Here is a 17,349-nt window from a genome sequence, read left to right as displayed (position 1 = left end):
TGCAGCTTTCACTTTCTCTCGCAGTTTAGCTTCATTCTTAAGGTTTTTTTAAGCGTAAAAATGTAACAAATAGTCATTACCGTGGGGGAAATGGCGATTATAATTTAAAGTGTTTGTAACGGTGAACGTCTGTTATTGCAAAATGGCGAGAGCGTATGGGGGTTACCTTAGATAAATCTACTGTAAGATAACCTTAAAGCATCAGCATGCTCTTATTAGTTTGTCGACAAGGAGTGTTAAAAATTTTTGCCTGAAGTATCCACCAGCCCAATACTAAGTGGGGAGGCTTTATGGTTCGATGGCTTTTTTGGCTCTTTGGATGTGTTTTCTCGCTTATTAGCTGTGTTAATGCGGATACACTCAAACTCACATCCTTGTTGTGGCCACCATATTCGGGTCAACAATTACCTCAACAAGGGGCAAGCATTGCTGTTGCTAGAGCGGCTATAGAGAGAATGGATCAGCAGCTCGCTGTGGATTTTTATCCATGGAGTCGTGCTGTCAAGTTAGCTGGCTCTGCTAAATCTGATTATATTGGCTATTTACCTGAATATTATTTTGAGACGGATAAGTTTGTATTTTCAAAATCTATTGGCGCGAGTCCGTTAGGAATTGTCGAACAAAAATCCCACCCAATTAGCTGGCAACATCTAGAAGATCTAAATCGCTACACACTTGGTGTTGTGAAAGATTATGTCAATACCGATGCCTTGGATTTGATGATTAGAACAGGGGCGCAGCCTGTAGAAGCAGTGACATCAGATGAGCAAAATATCAGAAAAGTAGCCGCAGGTCGTGTTGATGGTGCTGTGATTGATATTAATGTGCTGCATTACTTACTCAAACAACCTCATCTACAGCCGCTTGCTGAAAAATTGCAAGTTAATCGACAACTGTTAGCGAACAAACAGCTATATGTGGCTTTTCGTAATACAGATGAAGGGCGTCGTTGGCGAGATTTGTTTGACCAAGGTTTAGCTAAAGTGGATATCGATAACATTATGGGTGAGCTGCTGTTTCAAGAGGAATCGCAGCTCCCCCCACGGTAAATCTCTGTCAGGCCTTTGAGGCGAATGATAAGCGCAGACCGTCATTCGCGAGAACAGTTTGTTACTCCTCGTTTATCTTGTCTGAATGAACAAAATTCCTTCTCGATATGCTTTTATGCTTTGTTTAGCAACAAAATATCTGTTGTCATAAATTTGTCGTGGTTCGTTAGTAATATCACTAGGCCTATGAATCGACACTCATTTCATTGTCTAGGATGATATGAACAATATTCCTTTTGAGTTAGATACACTATCACAACTCATTGATAGTCATCATTTTAAGCTCAAATATCAGATCCTCGCAGACATCCCATTCCGACATCAACATTTTCCACTTTACAGTGTCGAGCTAGGCCTTACCGAGCGCCCGTGTCCTACCGTGCTATTTGTGGGCGGCGTGCATGGGGTGGAGCGGATTGGCTCCCAAGTGATTTTAGCCTTACTTAACAGCCTGTTGCAGCGCTTAACTTGGGATAAACACCTACAACAGTTATTGACTGAGATCCGTTTAGCCTTTGTGCCTGTGGTGAATCCGGTCGGTTTATTGCTGGGGAGTCGCGGTAATGGTAATCAGGTCGACTTGATGCGCAACGCGCCGATAGAGTCCCGGGAAAAAGTGTCTTTTATGGTTGGAGGGCAGCGGCTTTCCTCCAAGCTTCCTTGGTTTCGTGGCCTTGGCGGGATGGAGCTTGAAACCGCGGGGCTGGTGGCCTACGTGCAACAATTGCTTAGACAAAGCACTAGTCTGATTTCCCTCGATGCGCATTCAGGCTTTGGTTTGACGGATCATATCTGGTTTCCCTATGCTCATACGCGCGCGTCCTTTGAAAATGCGCATTTTATTTTTCACTTAAAACAATTGTTTGAAGCCAGTTACCCCCATCATGGCCACTATCGGCTTGCACCCCAGAGCCAGTTTTATCGCACCCACGGTGATATTTGGGATTATTTATATCGCCAGCATCATATCCAAGATCCTCAAGCCAATATTCCATTCCTGCCTTTGACCTTAGAGATGGGTTCTTGGGCATGGATTAAGAAAAATCCAAGGCAAATATTTAATTTTGCGGGCTTCTTTAACCCGCAAAAAACACACAGGCACCACAGGATTTTACGTCGGCACACAGTGCTAATGCAGTTTTTGATGGAGGCGGCGTACGCACGGGAGTTAGAAGGGCTTACGCCCGAAGATCTCGCGCAATTGGCACAGAGTGCCCAGCAGTTTTGGTATCGGGAGCGTTTTTGATGACAACTTGGGTATTGCTTAGGGGCTTAATGCGGGATCAACGCCATTGGAATGATTTTGATCAAAGGTTAAGGCAAAGAGGTTGCAGAGTATTAACCCCTGATTTACCTGGCAATGGGATCCTCACTCACCAAGCCAGTCCTTTAACTATCGCTGAATATGCCAGCTCGGTATGGCAACAACTAGATGAACAGCTAGCGGGACAAGCCTTTTATCTGCTGGGATTATCTATGGGAGGTATGATCGCCATGGAAATGGCTAAACAGCGCCCGGAGCAGATAAAACATGTGTTTGTGCTTAATAGCAGCGCGGCTAACTTATCGCCTTGGTATCAACGATTTAATGGATTGAATGTACTAAGTGCTTGGCTTAAACGTTGCCGTGGGAGTCGGCTTCATTCCATCGAATCGACGATTGTTCGCTTAACCAGTTACCGCCATCGCCGCGATAAAGTCTTGATTGCACGCTGGAGCCAATATCGGCATGAGTCGACACCACATTTTAGTAATGCGTGTCGCCAGTTGTGGGCGGCATTTCACTATTGTTGTCCTGCCTTTTTGCCTGTGCCTGTGAGTATTTTATCGGGTGATCGTGATGCCTTAGTGAATATTCAAACCAGTAGGGCATTGGCACAACATTTTAAGGTCGACTTGGTTGTTTTAGCCTATTGTGGTCATGACATCACTATAGATGCGCCAGCTAAATTGGCGCATTATCTCTTTGAAATCATCTGCTCCCCTGAGCAGGATGTGGGTGAGCCGTTTGCTGATTACACTGATTTACTCGATGAAGAAAGGAACTATCACGAAGCAAGATTAGTGCAATCGCTGCCTAACTATACATCAGCACTACCCAGTGAGGCTGAGTAGTGCAGAGTGATATGCCTTACGCCTTAGAGATTATGGTTTTTACGCTTTCGCGACTATTGCTATTACGCTTTCGCGACTATGGTTTGCCCAATTGGCGTTAGGCTTAATAGCGCGAGCTTAATATGTTGGATCCCAAAGGGGATACCAATAATCGTCACAAAGCAGGCGAGGGCATGGGCTAAATGACCTATGGCCAACCAAATGCCAAACAGCAAGAACCAAATAATATTGCCTAACATGCCAAAGGCGCCTGTGCCTAAATCCTCACGTCCCGTTAAATGGCGTCGATTCATTTGTTCTTGCCCAAAAGGCCAGAAGGTCAGTTCGCCAATCACAAAGCAGGCTCGACCAAAGGGAATACCGATAATACTGATAAAACACAAAATTCCCGCGAGCCACCAGGCTAGGCCCATCACAAATCCACCAAGGACAAACCAAGCAATATTGAAAATTAACCGTAAAAGCGACATTAAATACTCCTTAACCCATTTTAAATCTGTGTTGGATTGGCATTGGCCAACACATAGGATCATTAATTGATTCTGAAATGGAGTAAGCGAGAATTATGCCAAAAAAATTTTATCTAAATATCAATTAGATAATGGTTTTGTTTGTGGTGGGGATTTGTGATATTCGCTAGATTTTCGCGAAAATGCTTAATAAATACGGACGATGTTGACAAGCTCGCGGTACACTACAGCCCTTGTTTACTTCGAGTATATCCATGTTATCTAATAGCCAGTTGACTCATAGCCTGCTCTCTAACAGCCCAGTTGAGTCTTTTTCCTTCGCTGGACGCGAGATATTTCTCAAACGAGACGATCTATTGCATCCTGCGTTTAGTGGCAATAAGGCGCGTAAGTTTGCTTATTTTTTAGACCATGAGTTTGCGGGGATGACTAAGGTTATAGGCTATGGCTCTGCGCAGGCCAACTCACTGTATTCATTATCGGCGCTCGCCAAACTGAAAGGCTGGCTGTGCGATTTTTATGTCGATCATATCGCTAACCATGTTTGTACGTTGCCGACGGGCAACTATGCCGCTGCTATTGCTAATGGTACGCGTGTTATTGATTTATCAAGCCTGATTGCTGCCAATCCTTCTCTTCATCGTGAGCCTAATTGGACTTGCCAAGATTATATTGAGCAGCAAGTCTTGCCTGCAGAGCCTAACGCTTTGTTTGTTCCCGAGGGTGGGCGCTGCCAGTATGCGGAGTATGGTGTTAGCCAGTTAGCTACCGAAATTGAAACGTGGGCAATGCAGCAGGGGATGAGCGAGTTAAAGGTTTTTTTACCTGCAGGCACTGGAACGACGGCGCTTTTTTTAAATCAGTATTTTGTGCGTCAGCAAATAGATATTCAAGTGCTTACCTGCGCGGTTGTCGGTGGCGATGAGTATTTAGCGCAGCAGTTTTATGAGTTAAATCCTAACGCAGCTGAGCATCCACAGATTTTGAATGTGGGGAAGAAATACCACTTTGGTAAACTCTATCCTGAGTTTTATGCCATGTGGCAGCGAATCAATGCCAGTGATGTGCAGTTTGAATTACTCTACGATCCCTTAGGTTTTATGGTGTTAGAAAAGTTTTTACCGCAGTGGGGCGCAAGTCCTGTGATGTATATCCATCAAGGTGGCTTACTCGGGAATGAAACCATGTTGCCACGTTATCAGCGTAAATTTGGTAAAAGTCGCACGACCCTATAGAGCAGATGATTTACTTAGTGACGCTAAGACATAATGTGTTTGAAGCTAGGATACGCCTAAGTTAAGCTAATGAAGTTGCACTATGGGGAATACTAATGACTGAAGCAGAATATCTCGCCAATTACGATCCTAAGGCTTTTAAGGCTCAGCTACTGACGGTTGATGCCGTATTGTTTACCTATCATGATCAGCAACTTAAAGTACTCTTAGTGCAACGCTCAAATCATCCTTTTTTAGGTTTTTGGGGATTACCTGGAGGGTTTATTGACGAACTTTGCGACCAATCTCTTGAGGAAGCGGTGTTACGCAAATTGCAGGAAAAAACGGCAGTAGTGCCGCCTTATATTGAACAACTTTGTACTGTTGGTAATCGTCATCGCGATATGCGAGGCTGGTCGGTGACTGTGTGTTATACCGCGTTGATGAGTTATCAAGCCTGCCAAATTCAGATTGATTCGGTGAGTGATGCTAAGTGGTGGCCATTAGAGGATGTGTTACAGATGCCCTTAGCGTTTGATCATTTGCAGTTAATCAAGCAAGCGCGCGAACGTTTAACCCAGAAAGCCTTGTATTCCTTAGTGCCAGGCTTTGCACTCTCAGAACCTTTCACTTTGCCAGAACTGCAGCATGTACATGAAGCCTTGCTGGGTAAGCCTATCCAAGGAAAATCCTTCCGTCGGCGAGTGGAACAGGCCGATTTATTGATTGATACGGGCTTAAAACGTACTGAACGTGGCCGTCCAGCCAATTTATACCGTTTGAAGTCGGATACGGCATCCTATCGATTCTTAAGAAATCTAGAATGTTAGCTGTGCTGGCCACTTAAAGCTGTTACCCAGAGCAATAATAGAGACTGTTTGTGCAGCAGCATGAATTATCAGGGCTATGTAGCCGCCGATGTTGCCGTAATACGTCCATTCTTTACTTTTCGATACCCATTTCCCCATTATCATTGCTAAATTGTATATAGTGTCTTAAAGACATTATATGCAATTTAGGTCTATCTCTTACCGTTATCCCGTAGAAAATAGTCTAAAAATCAACTTTACACATTAGTGTCCATAAGACATTATTTGTTCGTAGACAACAAGAGTGCTGTATATTGCAGCAATCTTGCATAGACAGGAGGTGTATATGTCTCTAGGCATTCAAACGTATCAAGGCGCAGTTAACCCATCACATCAGCAGGCTAATTTTTATCGACTCCCTGCCGCTAGCGATGAAAATCACTACCGTTTATTTCAATTTGGTGCAGGGGAGAATCATGTTCAACTGCTGGTCTCTCCAGCGAAACGCGTCACAATCTATTTTGGATATCGCGGTGATCATTCCATGATCCAGCTCTTGTTGTTAACTGATGCATTACGCCGTAGCGGTGCAGAGCAGATCGACCTTTTACTGCCTTATATGCCTGGAGCCCGTCAAGATAGAGTCTGTAATGTGGGCGAGGCCTTATCGGTAAAAGTCTATGCCAGTCTAATTAATCAGCAGCAATATGCTTCAGTCAGCGTTTTTGACCCGCACAGCGATGTCACTGCCGCATTATTAGACCGAGTACAGGTAATCGATAACTATAGCTTTGTCGCCGCGATAGCCGCCCAATTAACCGGTGAGCTAGTGCTAGTGTCACCCGATGCAGGAGCGAATAAGAAAGTATTCGGCTTAGCTAAGGCGTTAAAAGGAATGCCAGTGATCAGGGCCGACAAACATCGTGATGTGGTCAATGGTCATATTATTGCCACCGAAGTGTTCTGTGATGATTTATCGGGTAAAACCTGCTTAATCGTCGATGATATTTGCGCGGGTGGCAGAACCTTTATTGAACTTGCCATTAAGTTAAAGCAGAAGGGGGCCCAAAGCGTCATTTTAATCGTGTCACATTATGAAGATAAGGCCAACGAGTTAGCCCTGCGTGATGCGGGTATAGATAGGTTATTTTGTACAGATAGTTTAGGCACTCCCACACATATTTCGAGCGAGTTCTGTGATTGCCATGCTGTTTTGAGTTATATGAATTATTAAGGAAAATATGATGTATTTGAATCCCGTTACCGCCATTGATGGCTACAAAGTCGACCACCGTCGTCAATATCCCGATAATACTCAAGTGATTTTTAGTAACTTGACCGCCCGTAAATCCCGTCGTGGTTATACAGATCAAATGGTGTTTTTTGGTCTGCAGTATTTTATCAAGCATTACTTAATTGACAGTTGGAACCGCGATTTCTTTCTGCAGCCCAAAGAGCAAGTGATCCGCCAATTCTCCCGCCGTATTAATAACTATCTTGGACCAAATAATGTCGGTACTCAGCATATTGAGGAGTTGCATGATTTAGGTTATTTACCAATAAAAATCATGGCATTGCCGGAAGGTTCTGTGTATCCATTAAAAGTGCCTTGCTTGGTTTTGTACAATACCGATGAGCGGTTCTTTTGGTTGACTAATTACCTCGAAACTATTCTTTCTGCAAATGTTTGGGGAATGTGTACTAGCGCCACTACCGCGTTGCATTACCGCAAAATATTTGAGGCTTACGCGCTAGAAACCGATGGCGACATAGGTTTTGTTGATTGGCAGGGCCATGATTTTAGTTTCCGCGGCATGTTCGGAGCTGAGGCTGCGGTTATGAGCGGCGCCGCTCATTTACTCAGTTTTACAGGCACTGATACTATCCCTGCAATTGATTTTCTTGAACAATATTACCTTGCTGATAGTGATAAAGAACTTGTCGGTGGCAGTGTGGCTGCAACTGAGCATAGCGTGATGTGTGCAGGTGGCATGGAGAACGAATTAGAGACGTTCCGCCGTTTGATAGAAGATATTTACCCTAGCGGCATTGTGAGTATCGTTTCTGATTCTTGGGATTTTTGGCAGGTGATGACAGAGTTCACGATTGCGTTAAAAGACCGGATTCTTGCCCGTGAGGGCAAAGTGGTGTTTAGACCTGATACCGGGTGTCCTGTTAAGATCATTTGTGGCGATCCACAAGCACCCATCGGGAGTCCCGAATATAAAGGCGCTATTGAGTGTCTGTGGGATGTCTTTGGAGGCAGTACAACAGCCAAAGGTTATAAATTACTTGATAGCCATGTCGGACTGATTTATGGCGATTCAATCACCATTGAACGTGCTGAAGCTATCTGCGCAGGCTTAAAGGCTAAAGGTTTTGCTTCGACAAATATCGTGTTTGGGATTGGTAGTTTTACCTATCAACACGTGACCCGAGATACTGACGGTTATGCTGTGAAAGCAACCTTTGCAAAAGTCGATGGCAAAGACAGAGAAATCTTTAAAGATCCTAAAACCGATGACGGCACTAAAAAATCCGCTAAGGGATTAGTGGCTGTATTTAAAGATGCGCAAGGTCAGTTCTATCTTAAAGACCAAGCGAGCTGGCAAGACGTCAACAATTGCGAGTTTGTTCCCGTATTTGCCGATGGAGAATTATTAATGGAATATTCTCTGGCGGATATTCGTGCAAGATTAGTGGCATCTCGTCGCTGAGCCGGCAGCTTATGGTTTGAAGCTTTACTGTATTAAACCATCTAAATCACTATCGATAATCGGAAAAAGAATAGGCTGGCAATGCGTTTTTATGTGAATACGCTTGCCAGTCAACTTTCACAAGTTAGGATGTTATGGCGCAGTTATTGCGAAATGGGCGAGTCAAACATAATTAAATGGTAAAAACCTAAGAGATTAGCTTGTTTCGTTTAAGTATTTTATAAGTTCGACGACCAATGTTTTCGAGGTGTTTTAAGTCCTTTAGGCCAGGTCTTGTATCGGTGTATTGCCAATAGCTGATTTCCGCATCCAACATTTCAAGCATTTTTTTAGAGCACCCTAAACACTCACCTTGGCACATTTGCGCTTCATTTAAGTTCAGCGGAATTGCTTGCTGGATTTGAGCGATAAGCTGTTGCATAGCGGTCTTGGTATTTGGTTTTGACATAAGAATACTGCACAAAAGGAAAGTGTGAAGATATTAGCAAAAGCTAAAGAGGTTTGGTTTGATCTAGATTAATACACATTTGGTTCAGCGTGTATCTATGTGAGAGAGATACTGGCTGAACCAAACGAGTTCGTCATATCGACGTGAAGAGGGATAGCGAATCGTGATATTAAGCTATCTTGTGCAGCAACTAGGCTTCGGTATAGTGAGGAAAATGGGAACCGAATAAACCTAAATACTGTTGTTGATACTCGAAGGAGTACGAATATAGACTTATTTATTCGCCGATAATAGCCATTTCATAAAGTTTAAGGCTTCGGTGCGCTTTGAAAAAGTCTGCTTGTTTTTACCTTGTCTATCAGTAAAAGCAATTGAGGTTTTGTTGACTGAAATAGAATCTACAGGAAAGTTCACTGTAATTTCATGTCCGTTAATTTTGTATGACATAGGCCACACTCCTTTTAATTAAATTCACACTGAGGTGAGTAAGTTATAACAATAAAATATCCTTAGCATAGTTGCGAAAGATGATACTAATGTGTCTTGAGGTTACCCATTCCAAGAGCATTAATCAAGAGATGCGTTAATGATAACTAATGCAAATCAGCGATTATGTCAATTGAATATCTCAATTAGTCCAGTTGACCATAGTAAAATGACAATACTATGACATTGACTGAATTAAATAGTTCACGGTTTTTGAGTCGACGCTAAAAATCATTAACTCATTATTTTTGTGGGACTTACTTGAAGTAGGCTTTCTTTGTGAGGATCATGTTTGCGATTACTTTTGGCAATGTACAAACCGATATAAAAAGGATAACGACAAGATACTTCTCAAAACGCTGCGCAGTATAACAGCAAATTTCCCGCTGGCAAGTTTATTTTTTACTCAGCAGGAAATATCGGTGTTTTAATGTTGCATTAATTGTTGCGTATATGTTTTATTTTTTTTCGGTTTGGTTATTGACCAATTTAATAAATGAGCTCTCCAATCGGATTCAATAATTTACTGAGCCCTTTAGTGAAATATAGCGGTGCATCTAATACGGTGTAGCAGAGACATCCGGATTTCGTAATGGGTGAATGTTGAGTGTTACCATCCAGTATAATGAAATCACCGGGAACATAATGGCCGTGTAGATCTGAAAACTCGCCAGCTAATAGCAAGGTAAGTTCATATCCCTTATGGGTATGTTGTGGGATTTCACCCTGGGCATCAATATGTAAGAGGCTCGCACGGGTATTATTTTCATCCACATCAAAGCGCATTCTGCTCACTTTACCAATCTGTTGCCATGGATGGGCAATATGTTGGCGAAATACTCTAGGTATTTCATAACGCACATTTTTGTGATTAACAGAAACTGTCGGACTGACAGAATGGTCAGCTTCTTGCTGCACGGCATCCGGCAAGGCCATAATGTGCGATAGCATTTGCAACCAAGCGTCATCTTGTGGTGAATCGGTTTCGCTTGTTCCATTTTCAATAGTGGCTTCGCTAGGTGCTAAAAATGCGCGTTCGGCCGCTTGATCTGTATATCGGCTAACGAGAGATTGGCACTCATGGCATAGGGCACAGTGAGCTGCAACTGCGATGGACATGGACAAAGGTAATTCACCTTGTGCATGGGATAATAATAAATCGGTATGGGGATGATGTTTAATCATGTTGTATCTCCAAAAAGCTTTTCAGCTTTTCTAACCCCAATCTGAGTCGCGACTTTATCGTACCAATCGGGACTTTTAAGGCATCCGCTAATTCTTGTTGCGTGAGCTCTTGCATATAAATTCCTTGAACCACTTGACGTTGTGCAAGGGGAAGGGCATCCAAATGTGCAAGTAGTTTTGCAGTAAATTTATGATCTTTATTGTCTTCTTGATTTACAGCAACATCGTAAATTGGCCAAATATCATCACCAAAGGCATCTTCACGGTTGTGTTGAATACGTCTGAGCATATCGAAACACTGATTGCGCATAATGGTAAATACCCAAGTCGTTACCGAGCCTTTGTCTGCGTTGTATAAATGGGCTTTAGTCCAAACAAGTGTCATGGTTTCTTGCACTAGGTCCATGGCAAGACCCTGTTGATTTAATCTTTGCAAACCAAATGCTCGGATCTTGGGCATAAAGTGTCTGAACAAGGCTGCAAAGGCGGCCTTATCCCTTTGATTCGCAACTTTTACAAGTGCGTTAGTCAAAGGATCCGTTTCTGTACTTGGCGCGTTGGCTGTCGAAATTGTGTGGTCGTTTTCCATAGCCATATCGATAGGGGATGATAACTGCCTATCATAGCGATTTTGCGCTAAATGTGATTGAAAATTTTCCATTATTCGGCTCTTTACTTAAGGTTCAATCCAGCAAGAACATCACAAAAGATATCTCTTTACGGTCGATATTCGATAAGCATAGGGAGCAATACGTAGTGAGTGAGATGATGGATCACTCAAATTTAGTTAATAACTGTGCGTAATAAATCCAGCGTTAATTGATGATCCAATGCATTGATACAAGTGTACTTTTCAGCCGCTTGTACGGGTAAGATCTCTAACCAGCGCTGACATACCCACGTAATATCCTTAAATTGCTCTACTTGATAATGCTGAAGGTGTTGCGGGTACTCTTTTAGTATGTTTTGCAGCATTTCACTCAAGTAACGTTCATCCTCTTCGATTGCTGCCGTTGGCCAATTATCAATAAGGTTAACTTCAGCGCGCTTTAAGCCATCAGGTTCTACAGCAATTTCACCTAGGGTAAAACGTTGTTTCCCTTGAATACTTATCCCGAGCATACCATCGGGTAAGGTTTCAAAATCAATGATATGCGCTAGCGTTCCGATAGGATATAGGGTTTTCCCTTCTTCAGACGTCATGCACAAGCCAAAGCCTTCACCAGATTTGAGCGATTCAGCCACTAAGCGTTTATAGCGTGGCTCAAAAATACGTAACTGGGTATATCCCTCTGGCAGTAGACAAATGGGCAAAGGAAAAAGAGGTAATTTCATAGTGGCCTCAGATGAACTTATGTCTATATCATTACGTACCATAATCAGAAGTTGATCAGTGATTCAACTAATAAGCTACTCATATAAGGGGATATCATGAAGTTAAACCCATTCGAGAAAAAGTTAGTTCAACATCCACTGCGCTTTTGGTTACAAAATCATATCGAAGCGCCGTTACTGACCTCAATGATGCCAAAGCCGCACCCTGATATACGACAGGCTCTTGAAATTGGTTGTGGTTTTGGTAATGGCATTCAGTTGATCCGTGACCATTTTGGTGCAGAGCATGTCACTGCCGTCGATCTTGATCCCGAGATGATCGCTGCCGCAAAGGCACGTTGGCAAGAGTCACCCCATGGGCTGAAACAACTGGATTTTACCGTTGCCGATGCTACTTCATTACCTTTTGCAGACTCACAGTTTGACGTTGTGTTCAATTTTGCTGTGTTTCACCATATTCCTGATTGGCAAGCAGCAATTGCTGAAGTGGCAAGGGTACTCAAGCCCAATGGCTATTTTGTGGTGGAAGATTTATACCGTGCAGCTATTTGTAATCCCTTGAGTCGAAAACTATTTGAACATCCACAGCAGAATCGCTTTAACCACCAAGAGTGGTTATCTGGAATGCGTCAGGCGGGATTTAACATTTTATGCGATAGAAATCTGTTCAATCTAAGTGGCATGGTATTGGCTCAAAAAAGCCTTGCTTAAATCCAAAGGGTAAGATTGTCAGTTCACATAGCGAGTTTGATGCCCCGATTCTGGCAGAAATGGTGAAACAAGCAAAAATATCATCATTTAGCTATCAGAGTGATTGTAATTTTTAGATAAAATCGACATGTCACATGGTTCTCATTGCAAGTTTACCGCTATAATTTGCTTAATCCTTAGCAGCTGAGGGAATTTTTTCCTCCAGAGTAGAGAAGCAGCATTATGGCAAATGTATTGGCAACGGTAGACCAACGCACCAATCTTGTCGGTGAGAATCGACTAGAGCTGTTGCTGTTCCGGATTAACTCCATGCAGTTATTTGCAATTAACGTCTTTAAGGTGAAAGAAGTTGTAAAATTGCCACCTTTGAATGCCATGCCTGGTAGTCATCCACATATTTTTGGGGTAGCCAATATTCGTGGTATGTCGATTCCGGTGATTGACCTACGTTCAGCTATCGGCTTTAAAACTGTGCCTCCAGGAGATGATGCCAATATGATCATCACCGAATATAACCGCAGCGTGCAGGGCTTTTTAGTTGGTAAGGTCGAGCACATTATCAACATGACCTGGAGCGATATTATGCCACCGCCCAAAACGGCAGGGCGTAATAATTATCTTACCGCTATCACGCGTATTGAGTATCAAGGTCAGTCGCAATTAGTGTCGATTATTGATGTTGAGAAAGTTCTTGCAGAAATCATCCATTATGATGTTCGTCTTTCTGAAGGGGTGTTGGATGAAAGTCTGTTAGATAAAATGCCAGGCAGAAAGGTACTGATTGTCGATGACTCGTCGACTGCAAGGCGCCAAGTGCGTGAGACCTTAGGCCAACTCGGGATCGAAATCATTGAAGCATCCGATGGTCTACAAGCATTGCATTTACTGCAAAAATGGCGTGATGAAGGCAAAAATGTCGCCAAAGAGCTTTTGATGATGATAACCGATGCTGAAATGCCGGAGATGGACGGCTACAAGCTGACCTATGAAGTGCGTAACGATAAGGCGATGGCGGACTTATTTATCACCTTAAACACTTCGCTCAGCGGTAGCTTTAACAACGCTATGGTGGAGAAGGTTGGCTGCGACAGGTTTATTTCTAAGTTCCAGCCCGACTTGCTGGTGGAAGTGGTGCAGGACAGATTAAAACAAGTTATTGGCAAATAACGCCACGGGTTTAACCGATTGCTCAATAAAACGTGAAATCAATGGGCCGACTGAGCAACCTGCGATTGACGGCCTCGTTATTTTCAGCACTCGATTTTAGTATTTCACTTGTGGCTCGTACTATTGGCTGTAACTCGGGCTATTTGCTGTGATATAGACGACTTACCGCGATACGAATTATTGGCTGAGTTCGGCTTTGACATCGGCAAGGACTTGGCGCTTCATCTCTTTGGCGGCGGCGATATGGATCCGCGCAAGCCTGAGAGCATAGTTAAATCTCTGCCTACCGACTAACCGAATAAGCTCGGCAAAAAATACGGGATCTAAGCAGAATTGCTGGCTGTAGTAGTGAATCGCCGCGGGTAAAGAGGTGTAAGTCACCCCATCAAACTCAAAGCGAGTACTGTCTAACTGGCATTCGAGTTCAACCCCTTCAAGTTGTATCGGCCAGCCCGGAAAGTTTATTCTGTCGCGGGCAATTTGATACATCATCCAAGCGCTTTTTTTAAAGCCTTCAAACACTTTGCAGGAAAACTCAGACTCGGCTAGCTCTTCCTCCGTCCAATTAATCCCAATGGCTAAGTGCTTGGCATAAATGGTCATTAGGGCATCTTTAACCGCCACACGGCAATCCCAGATAGAGGTTAAGGTATGCTTTTTAGCCAGTTTTAAGCATTCGGCGCAGCAAGGAACGGCTAAAGCCGGGTGGGGCGCATGTGACTCTGCTTGATATTCCAATCTGTCTTTGCACGGCTCGCCGCAAAACCAACAGAGGTGACGTTTATCGAAGGGAATGTCAATACAAGGGAAAGCGGACATCAAGAGCTAAATACCTCAGCCCTTGATGCCTTAAACATGCTGTTTTGGTTGATGGAATTAAACCTCTTCAACATCAACTAAATCTTTCGCCAGAACGATAGGATCTAACTCTAAGCAGTCTTCATCACTCTGCCAATCAACACCAATCAACACGCCATCATCGTTGAGATCCGATACCCAGTACTCGAGGAATTCTTCGAGGCTAATGGCCACCGCTTGGTAGTCTTTCCACTCTTCGGTGCAGTGAGATTTTGCCTGCGCTTCACTCGACCATAAAGGCATAACATCAGTATCTTCGAACTCGCCCGAGTCACAAACGACCCAGCCTTCGCCAGTTTCATCCATCAAACCCCAGAGTGTTTGATGTTCTTTTACGTTTTCGATAAAGCCAGCCAACGCCGCGTTGATTTCAGTCATGATAGGTCTCTTTGAAGTATGCTGTTAACTTGTCCATTATACGGCAACGGATAGATAGTCCAAGGGATTCTTTGCTAAGATTTTTTTGCTGTTGGTTAACTGAGCAATAAGTGAATTTATCCGGCGATTTGTGGTGATAAGCATTGTGTTAGCGGGCGCTATGGGTCAGGATGTGCCGAGCAGAGGCACCAATAAGGATTATTGATTGTTGGTGAGTATCTGACTTGATTTTCTGGGGGAGAAAATAGTTTCGTGGATGTTTGGCCGTTGCCCTGTTTTTTTGACCTATCAACACAGCGGCAACCTGTTTATGGCTAAATATCGTATCTCTCTTGGCTCGGGGGGATTCACCTCTTGCCTCGCTCAGCTAAGATACATTCTTAGCGCTGACTGTAGGAGTAATTGATTTGATCAAACTGAAAGGAATGTCCTATCTTGCCGCCAGCATCGCCGCGTGTGTGAGCTTAAGTGCGTGTTCGAGCGCGCCAACCTCCGGCGGTACGACTCAAACTGCGATCGCCGAGACGCAGGCCGCCGTGCAAGAAATGCCGCTCAGTGACACTATCGCCGCCCATGCCGCGGCGTTTCCGACCTGTGTGGCTAACCTACAGGAGCGCGCACGTACCGAAGGCTTATCCGAAGCCACTATCCAAGACACAGTCGCCAGTTTGCAGTTTGTGCCTAAAGTGATTGAGCTTGACCAAGCTCAGCCCGAGTTTAGTCAAACCTTCAACAACTATTTTACCAAGCGGGCGACCGATTGGCGGGTGAATGAAGGACGCCGTTTACTGAAAAAACACCGCGCGCTGCTCGATAAATTGGCGCAGGAATACGGTGTACCGCCACAATATATTCTGTCTTTCTGGGGACTAGAGACTAACTACGGTTCCTACAAAGGCAAAATGTCCGTGTTAGATTCTCTTGCGACCTTGGCCTGTGAGCCGCGTCGCAGTGGCTATTTTACGACTGAGCTGATGCAAGCGCTTAAGTTAAAAGAAAAATACGGCTTTGATAAGAGCACTATGGTGGGCTCTTGGGCCGGCGCTATGGGTCACACCCAGTTTATGCCCTCGGCCTATGCAAAATATGCCATCGATGGGGATGGCGACGGTAAGGCCGATTTGTGGAATAGCACCGAAGATGCACTTACCTCGGCGGCGAACTTTTTGCAGCACTTAGGCTGGCAACGCAATGAGCGTTGGGGGCGAGAAGTGATATTGCCGCGCAATTTCAGCTATGAAAACCTTGGCGCCAAACAGGCGCAGCCGCTATCCCAATGGGCGGCGCAATCCGTCGTGCAAAGTAATGGACTGCCTTTACCCGCTATCGATATGAAAGCGGCGCTGTATTTGCCCTCGGGTCATACTGGCCCCGCGTTTTTAGGCTATGAGAACTTCAATGTGATCATGCGTTGGAACCGCTCCGAGTTTTACGCCATTACCGTCGGTCATTTGGCCGATAGAATTAATGGCGGCGAACCATTAAAAGTGGCACCGCCCGAGCAGCCACGTTTGAGTCGCGAGCAAATCAAACAGTTGCAAACCAAGCTGAATGAATCAGGCTTCGATGTCGGAAAGCCCGACGGCGTACTTGGGCGTAACTCTTCGGCGGGGATCCAAGCATTCCAGCGCAGTAAGAATATGATTGCCGACGGTTTTCCAAGCCCTGAAGTCTTTAGCGCACTGGGGATTTCACTCTAAAGTATTTAGGTTGTGTCGTACTTCCTGCGAATATTGCCGCAAGTGGGTTATGGTTAACGCAATCCTATGCCACTTTAGGTGCGAGGCCTGCTAATCCGCAGCCGCTTAAGCTTTGGTGAGGCATCGCAGGGATAAAACAGTGGAGTGCAAAGGCCAGTTTTGTTAAGCTCGGCCGACATTTGAAATCGAAGCAAATCAAAGGATATTCGATGAGCATTAAAGACGATATGGTTGTGCAGTTTAACTACACTCTGCGCGACGAAAAAGGCGAAGTGATCGAGACAAACGAAGGTCGCGAGCCGATTGCTTACTTACATGGCCATGACAACATGATGCCTGGTGTTGAGAATGCGATTAATGGTAAAGCGATTGGTGAAAAATTCACTGTTACTCTGCCATGTACTGAAACCTATGGTCAACGTATCGAAGGTGAAGCGGCGCAGCAACGTGTGTCTGTGAAGCACCTGTTAGGCGCTAGCGTGTGGAAGCCAGGCATGACGGCTGTGGTTCATACTGATCAGGGTCAACGCCAAGTGACTATCGTCAAAGTGGGTAAGTTTATGGCGACTGTGGATGTTAACCATCCATTAGCGGGCCGTGACTTAACCTTCGATATCGAAGTGGTTGGCGCTCGTGATGCGACCGATGAAGAAATCGCTCACGGTCATGCCCACGGTGTAGGCGGTCACCACCACTAATCTGTGTGG

Annotated in this window: 19 protein-coding genes; 11 read left to right on the top strand and 8 right to left on the bottom strand. The window is 44.4% G+C overall.

Translation table 11 applies throughout. The features are described from left to right. Positions 1-290: 290 nt before the first annotated feature. The 3 genes from EYR25_RS16230 (at position 291) to EYR25_RS16220 (ending at position 3,164) form a co-directional block, all read left to right on the top strand. A complete protein-coding gene (locus EYR25_RS16230) occupies positions 291-1,049 on the top strand; it encodes a substrate-binding periplasmic protein (protein ID WP_133181444.1) in 759 nt (252 codons plus the stop codon). 220 nt (positions 1,050-1,269) lie between these two features. Beyond that, on the top strand, positions 1,270-2,295 hold the full coding sequence (locus EYR25_RS16225) for a M14 family metallopeptidase (RefSeq protein ID WP_023265697.1): 1,026 nt from the start codon (positions 1,270-1,272) through the stop codon (positions 2,293-2,295). After that, entirely contained in the window at positions 2,295-3,164 is an 870-nt protein-coding gene (locus tag EYR25_RS16220) for an alpha/beta fold hydrolase (protein ID WP_133181442.1), read from the top strand. Before EYR25_RS16225 ends, EYR25_RS16220 begins: the two co-directional genes overlap by 1 nt. Positions 3,165-3,226: 62 nt before the next feature. Here EYR25_RS16220 and EYR25_RS16215 read toward each other — a convergent pair whose 3' ends face one another. Further along, entirely contained in the window at positions 3,227-3,634 is a 408-nt protein-coding gene (locus tag EYR25_RS16215; protein ID WP_133181440.1) for a YccF domain-containing protein, read from the bottom strand. Between the two features lie 284 nt (positions 3,635-3,918). On the opposite strand from EYR25_RS16215, the gene EYR25_RS16210 reads away from it, so the two are divergent. The 4 genes from EYR25_RS16210 to EYR25_RS16195 all read left to right on the top strand — a co-directional run bounded on the left by EYR25_RS16210 (position 3,919) and on the right by EYR25_RS16195 (position 8,374). Beyond that, positions 3,919-4,869, top strand: a complete 951-nt coding sequence (locus EYR25_RS16210; protein ID WP_165953590.1) for a 1-aminocyclopropane-1-carboxylate deaminase/D-cysteine desulfhydrase — start codon at positions 3,919-3,921, stop codon at positions 4,867-4,869. Between the two features lie 95 nt (positions 4,870-4,964). Beyond that, positions 4,965-5,678 (top strand): NUDIX hydrolase, encoded by a 714-nt coding sequence (locus EYR25_RS16205; RefSeq protein ID WP_133181436.1) that lies wholly within the window; start codon positions 4,965-4,967, stop codon positions 5,676-5,678. A 325-nt stretch (positions 5,679-6,003) separates the two neighbouring features. Then, positions 6,004-6,891: a ribose-phosphate diphosphokinase gene (gene prs, locus EYR25_RS16200; RefSeq protein WP_133181434.1), complete on the top strand. Its 888-nt coding sequence runs from the start codon at positions 6,004-6,006 to the stop codon at positions 6,889-6,891. A 10-nt stretch (positions 6,892-6,901) separates the two neighbouring features. After that, positions 6,902-8,374, top strand: coding sequence for a nicotinate phosphoribosyltransferase (locus tag EYR25_RS16195; protein WP_133181432.1), 1,473 nt, complete (start codon positions 6,902-6,904; stop codon positions 8,372-8,374). A 187-nt stretch (positions 8,375-8,561) separates the two neighbouring features. Here EYR25_RS16195 and EYR25_RS16190 read toward each other — a convergent pair whose 3' ends face one another. The 5 genes from EYR25_RS16190 to EYR25_RS16170 form a co-directional block, all read right to left on the bottom strand. Then, positions 8,562-8,822 carry a hypothetical protein gene (locus tag EYR25_RS16190; RefSeq protein WP_133181430.1) on the bottom strand — a complete coding sequence of 87 codons (261 nt, stop codon included), beginning with the start codon at positions 8,820-8,822 and terminating at the stop codon, positions 8,562-8,564. A 273-nt stretch (positions 8,823-9,095) separates the two neighbouring features. Continuing rightward, positions 9,096-9,269 carry a hypothetical protein gene (locus EYR25_RS16185; protein ID WP_023265706.1) on the bottom strand — a complete coding sequence of 58 codons (174 nt, stop codon included), beginning with the start codon at positions 9,267-9,269 and terminating at the stop codon, positions 9,096-9,098. Between the two features lie 528 nt (positions 9,270-9,797). Beyond that, positions 9,798-10,493, bottom strand: a complete 696-nt coding sequence (locus EYR25_RS16180; protein WP_133181427.1) for a ChrR family anti-sigma-E factor — start codon at positions 10,491-10,493, stop codon at positions 9,798-9,800. Next, positions 10,486-11,154: a sigma-70 family RNA polymerase sigma factor gene (locus EYR25_RS16175; RefSeq protein WP_165953512.1), complete on the bottom strand. Its 669-nt coding sequence runs from the start codon at positions 11,152-11,154 to the stop codon at positions 10,486-10,488. The genes EYR25_RS16180 and EYR25_RS16175 overlap by 8 nt, the downstream gene beginning before the upstream one ends. 122 nt (positions 11,155-11,276) lie before the next feature. Further along, positions 11,277-11,828, bottom strand: coding sequence for an LON peptidase substrate-binding domain-containing protein (locus EYR25_RS16170; protein WP_133181425.1), 552 nt, complete (start codon positions 11,826-11,828; stop codon positions 11,277-11,279). Positions 11,829-11,924: 96 nt separating this feature from the next. Between EYR25_RS16170 and EYR25_RS16165 the strand changes: the two genes are divergently transcribed. Both EYR25_RS16165 and EYR25_RS16160 read left to right on the top strand, forming a co-directional pair. Then, on the top strand, positions 11,925-12,539 hold the full coding sequence (locus tag EYR25_RS16165) for a class I SAM-dependent methyltransferase (RefSeq protein ID WP_023265710.1): 615 nt from the start codon (positions 11,925-11,927) through the stop codon (positions 12,537-12,539). Positions 12,540-12,761: 222 nt separating this feature from the next. After that, positions 12,762-13,706, top strand: a complete 945-nt coding sequence (locus EYR25_RS16160; RefSeq protein WP_023265711.1) for a chemotaxis protein CheV — start codon at positions 12,762-12,764, stop codon at positions 13,704-13,706. Between the two features lie 177 nt (positions 13,707-13,883). Here EYR25_RS16160 and EYR25_RS16155 read toward each other — a convergent pair whose 3' ends face one another. Next, positions 13,884-14,525 carry a hypothetical protein gene (locus EYR25_RS16155; protein ID WP_023265712.1) on the bottom strand — a complete coding sequence of 214 codons (642 nt, stop codon included), beginning with the start codon at positions 14,523-14,525 and terminating at the stop codon, positions 13,884-13,886. A gap of 57 nt (positions 14,526-14,582) precedes the next feature. Continuing rightward, positions 14,583-14,942 carry a DUF2750 domain-containing protein gene (locus EYR25_RS16150; protein WP_011072081.1) on the bottom strand — a complete coding sequence of 120 codons (360 nt, stop codon included), beginning with the start codon at positions 14,940-14,942 and terminating at the stop codon, positions 14,583-14,585. A gap of 407 nt (positions 14,943-15,349) precedes the next feature. Here EYR25_RS16150 and EYR25_RS16145 point away from each other — a divergent pair, with 407 nt between their 5' ends. Both EYR25_RS16145 and EYR25_RS16140 read left to right on the top strand, forming a co-directional pair. Beyond that, positions 15,350-16,642 carry a lytic murein transglycosylase gene (locus EYR25_RS16145; protein WP_165953511.1) on the top strand — a complete coding sequence of 431 codons (1,293 nt, stop codon included), beginning with the start codon at positions 15,350-15,352 and terminating at the stop codon, positions 16,640-16,642. 209 nt (positions 16,643-16,851) lie between these two features. After that, complete coding sequence (locus tag EYR25_RS16140; protein ID WP_011623029.1) at positions 16,852-17,340, top strand: FKBP-type peptidyl-prolyl cis-trans isomerase; 489 nt, start codon at positions 16,852-16,854, stop codon at positions 17,338-17,340. The last annotated feature ends 9 nt before the right edge of the window (positions 17,341-17,349 follow it).

Source organism: Shewanella decolorationis, assembly GCF_004354305.1.
GTDB classification, from domain to species: Bacteria; Pseudomonadota; Gammaproteobacteria; order Enterobacterales; family Shewanellaceae; genus Shewanella; species Shewanella decolorationis.
The sequence above is the reverse complement of the archived record's forward strand: the minus strand, read 5'-3'. Positions and strand labels throughout refer to the sequence as shown.

Bases quoted from the DNA above. Each gene is read 5' to 3' on its own strand.
- EYR25_RS16230 (WP_133181444.1), top strand. From the start codon at position 291: ATGGTTCGATGGCTTTTTTGGCTCTTTGGATGTGTTTTCTCGCTTATT.
- EYR25_RS16225 (WP_023265697.1), top strand. From the start codon at position 1,270: ATGAACAATATTCCTTTTGAGTTAGATACACTATCACAACTCATTGAT.
- EYR25_RS16220 (WP_133181442.1), top strand. From the start codon at position 2,295: ATGACAACTTGGGTATTGCTTAGGGGCTTAATGCGGGATCAACGCCAT.
- EYR25_RS16215 (WP_133181440.1), bottom strand. From the start codon at position 3,634: ATGTCGCTTTTACGGTTAATTTTCAATATTGCTTGGTTTGTCCTTGGT.
- EYR25_RS16205 (WP_133181436.1), top strand. From the start codon at position 4,965: ATGACTGAAGCAGAATATCTCGCCAATTACGATCCTAAGGCTTTTAAG.
- prs (WP_133181434.1), top strand. From the start codon at position 6,004: ATGTCTCTAGGCATTCAAACGTATCAAGGCGCAGTTAACCCATCACAT.
- EYR25_RS16195 (WP_133181432.1), top strand. From the start codon at position 6,902: ATGTATTTGAATCCCGTTACCGCCATTGATGGCTACAAAGTCGACCAC.
- EYR25_RS16190 (WP_133181430.1), bottom strand. From the start codon at position 8,822: ATGTCAAAACCAAATACCAAGACCGCTATGCAACAGCTTATCGCTCAA.
- EYR25_RS16185 (WP_023265706.1), bottom strand. From the start codon at position 9,269: ATGTCATACAAAATTAACGGACATGAAATTACAGTGAACTTTCCTGTA.
- EYR25_RS16180 (WP_133181427.1), bottom strand. From the start codon at position 10,493: ATGATTAAACATCATCCCCATACCGATTTATTATTATCCCATGCACAA.
- EYR25_RS16175 (WP_165953512.1), bottom strand. From the start codon at position 11,154: ATGGAAAATTTTCAATCACATTTAGCGCAAAATCGCTATGATAGGCAG.
- EYR25_RS16170 (WP_133181425.1), bottom strand. From the start codon at position 11,828: ATGAAATTACCTCTTTTTCCTTTGCCCATTTGTCTACTGCCAGAGGGA.
- EYR25_RS16165 (WP_023265710.1), top strand. From the start codon at position 11,925: ATGAAGTTAAACCCATTCGAGAAAAAGTTAGTTCAACATCCACTGCGC.
- EYR25_RS16160 (WP_023265711.1), top strand. From the start codon at position 12,762: ATGGCAAATGTATTGGCAACGGTAGACCAACGCACCAATCTTGTCGGT.
- EYR25_RS16155 (WP_023265712.1), bottom strand. From the start codon at position 14,525: ATGTCCGCTTTCCCTTGTATTGACATTCCCTTCGATAAACGTCACCTC.
- EYR25_RS16150 (WP_011072081.1), bottom strand. From the start codon at position 14,942: ATGACTGAAATCAACGCGGCGTTGGCTGGCTTTATCGAAAACGTAAAA.
- EYR25_RS16140 (WP_011623029.1), top strand. From the start codon at position 16,852: ATGAGCATTAAAGACGATATGGTTGTGCAGTTTAACTACACTCTGCGC.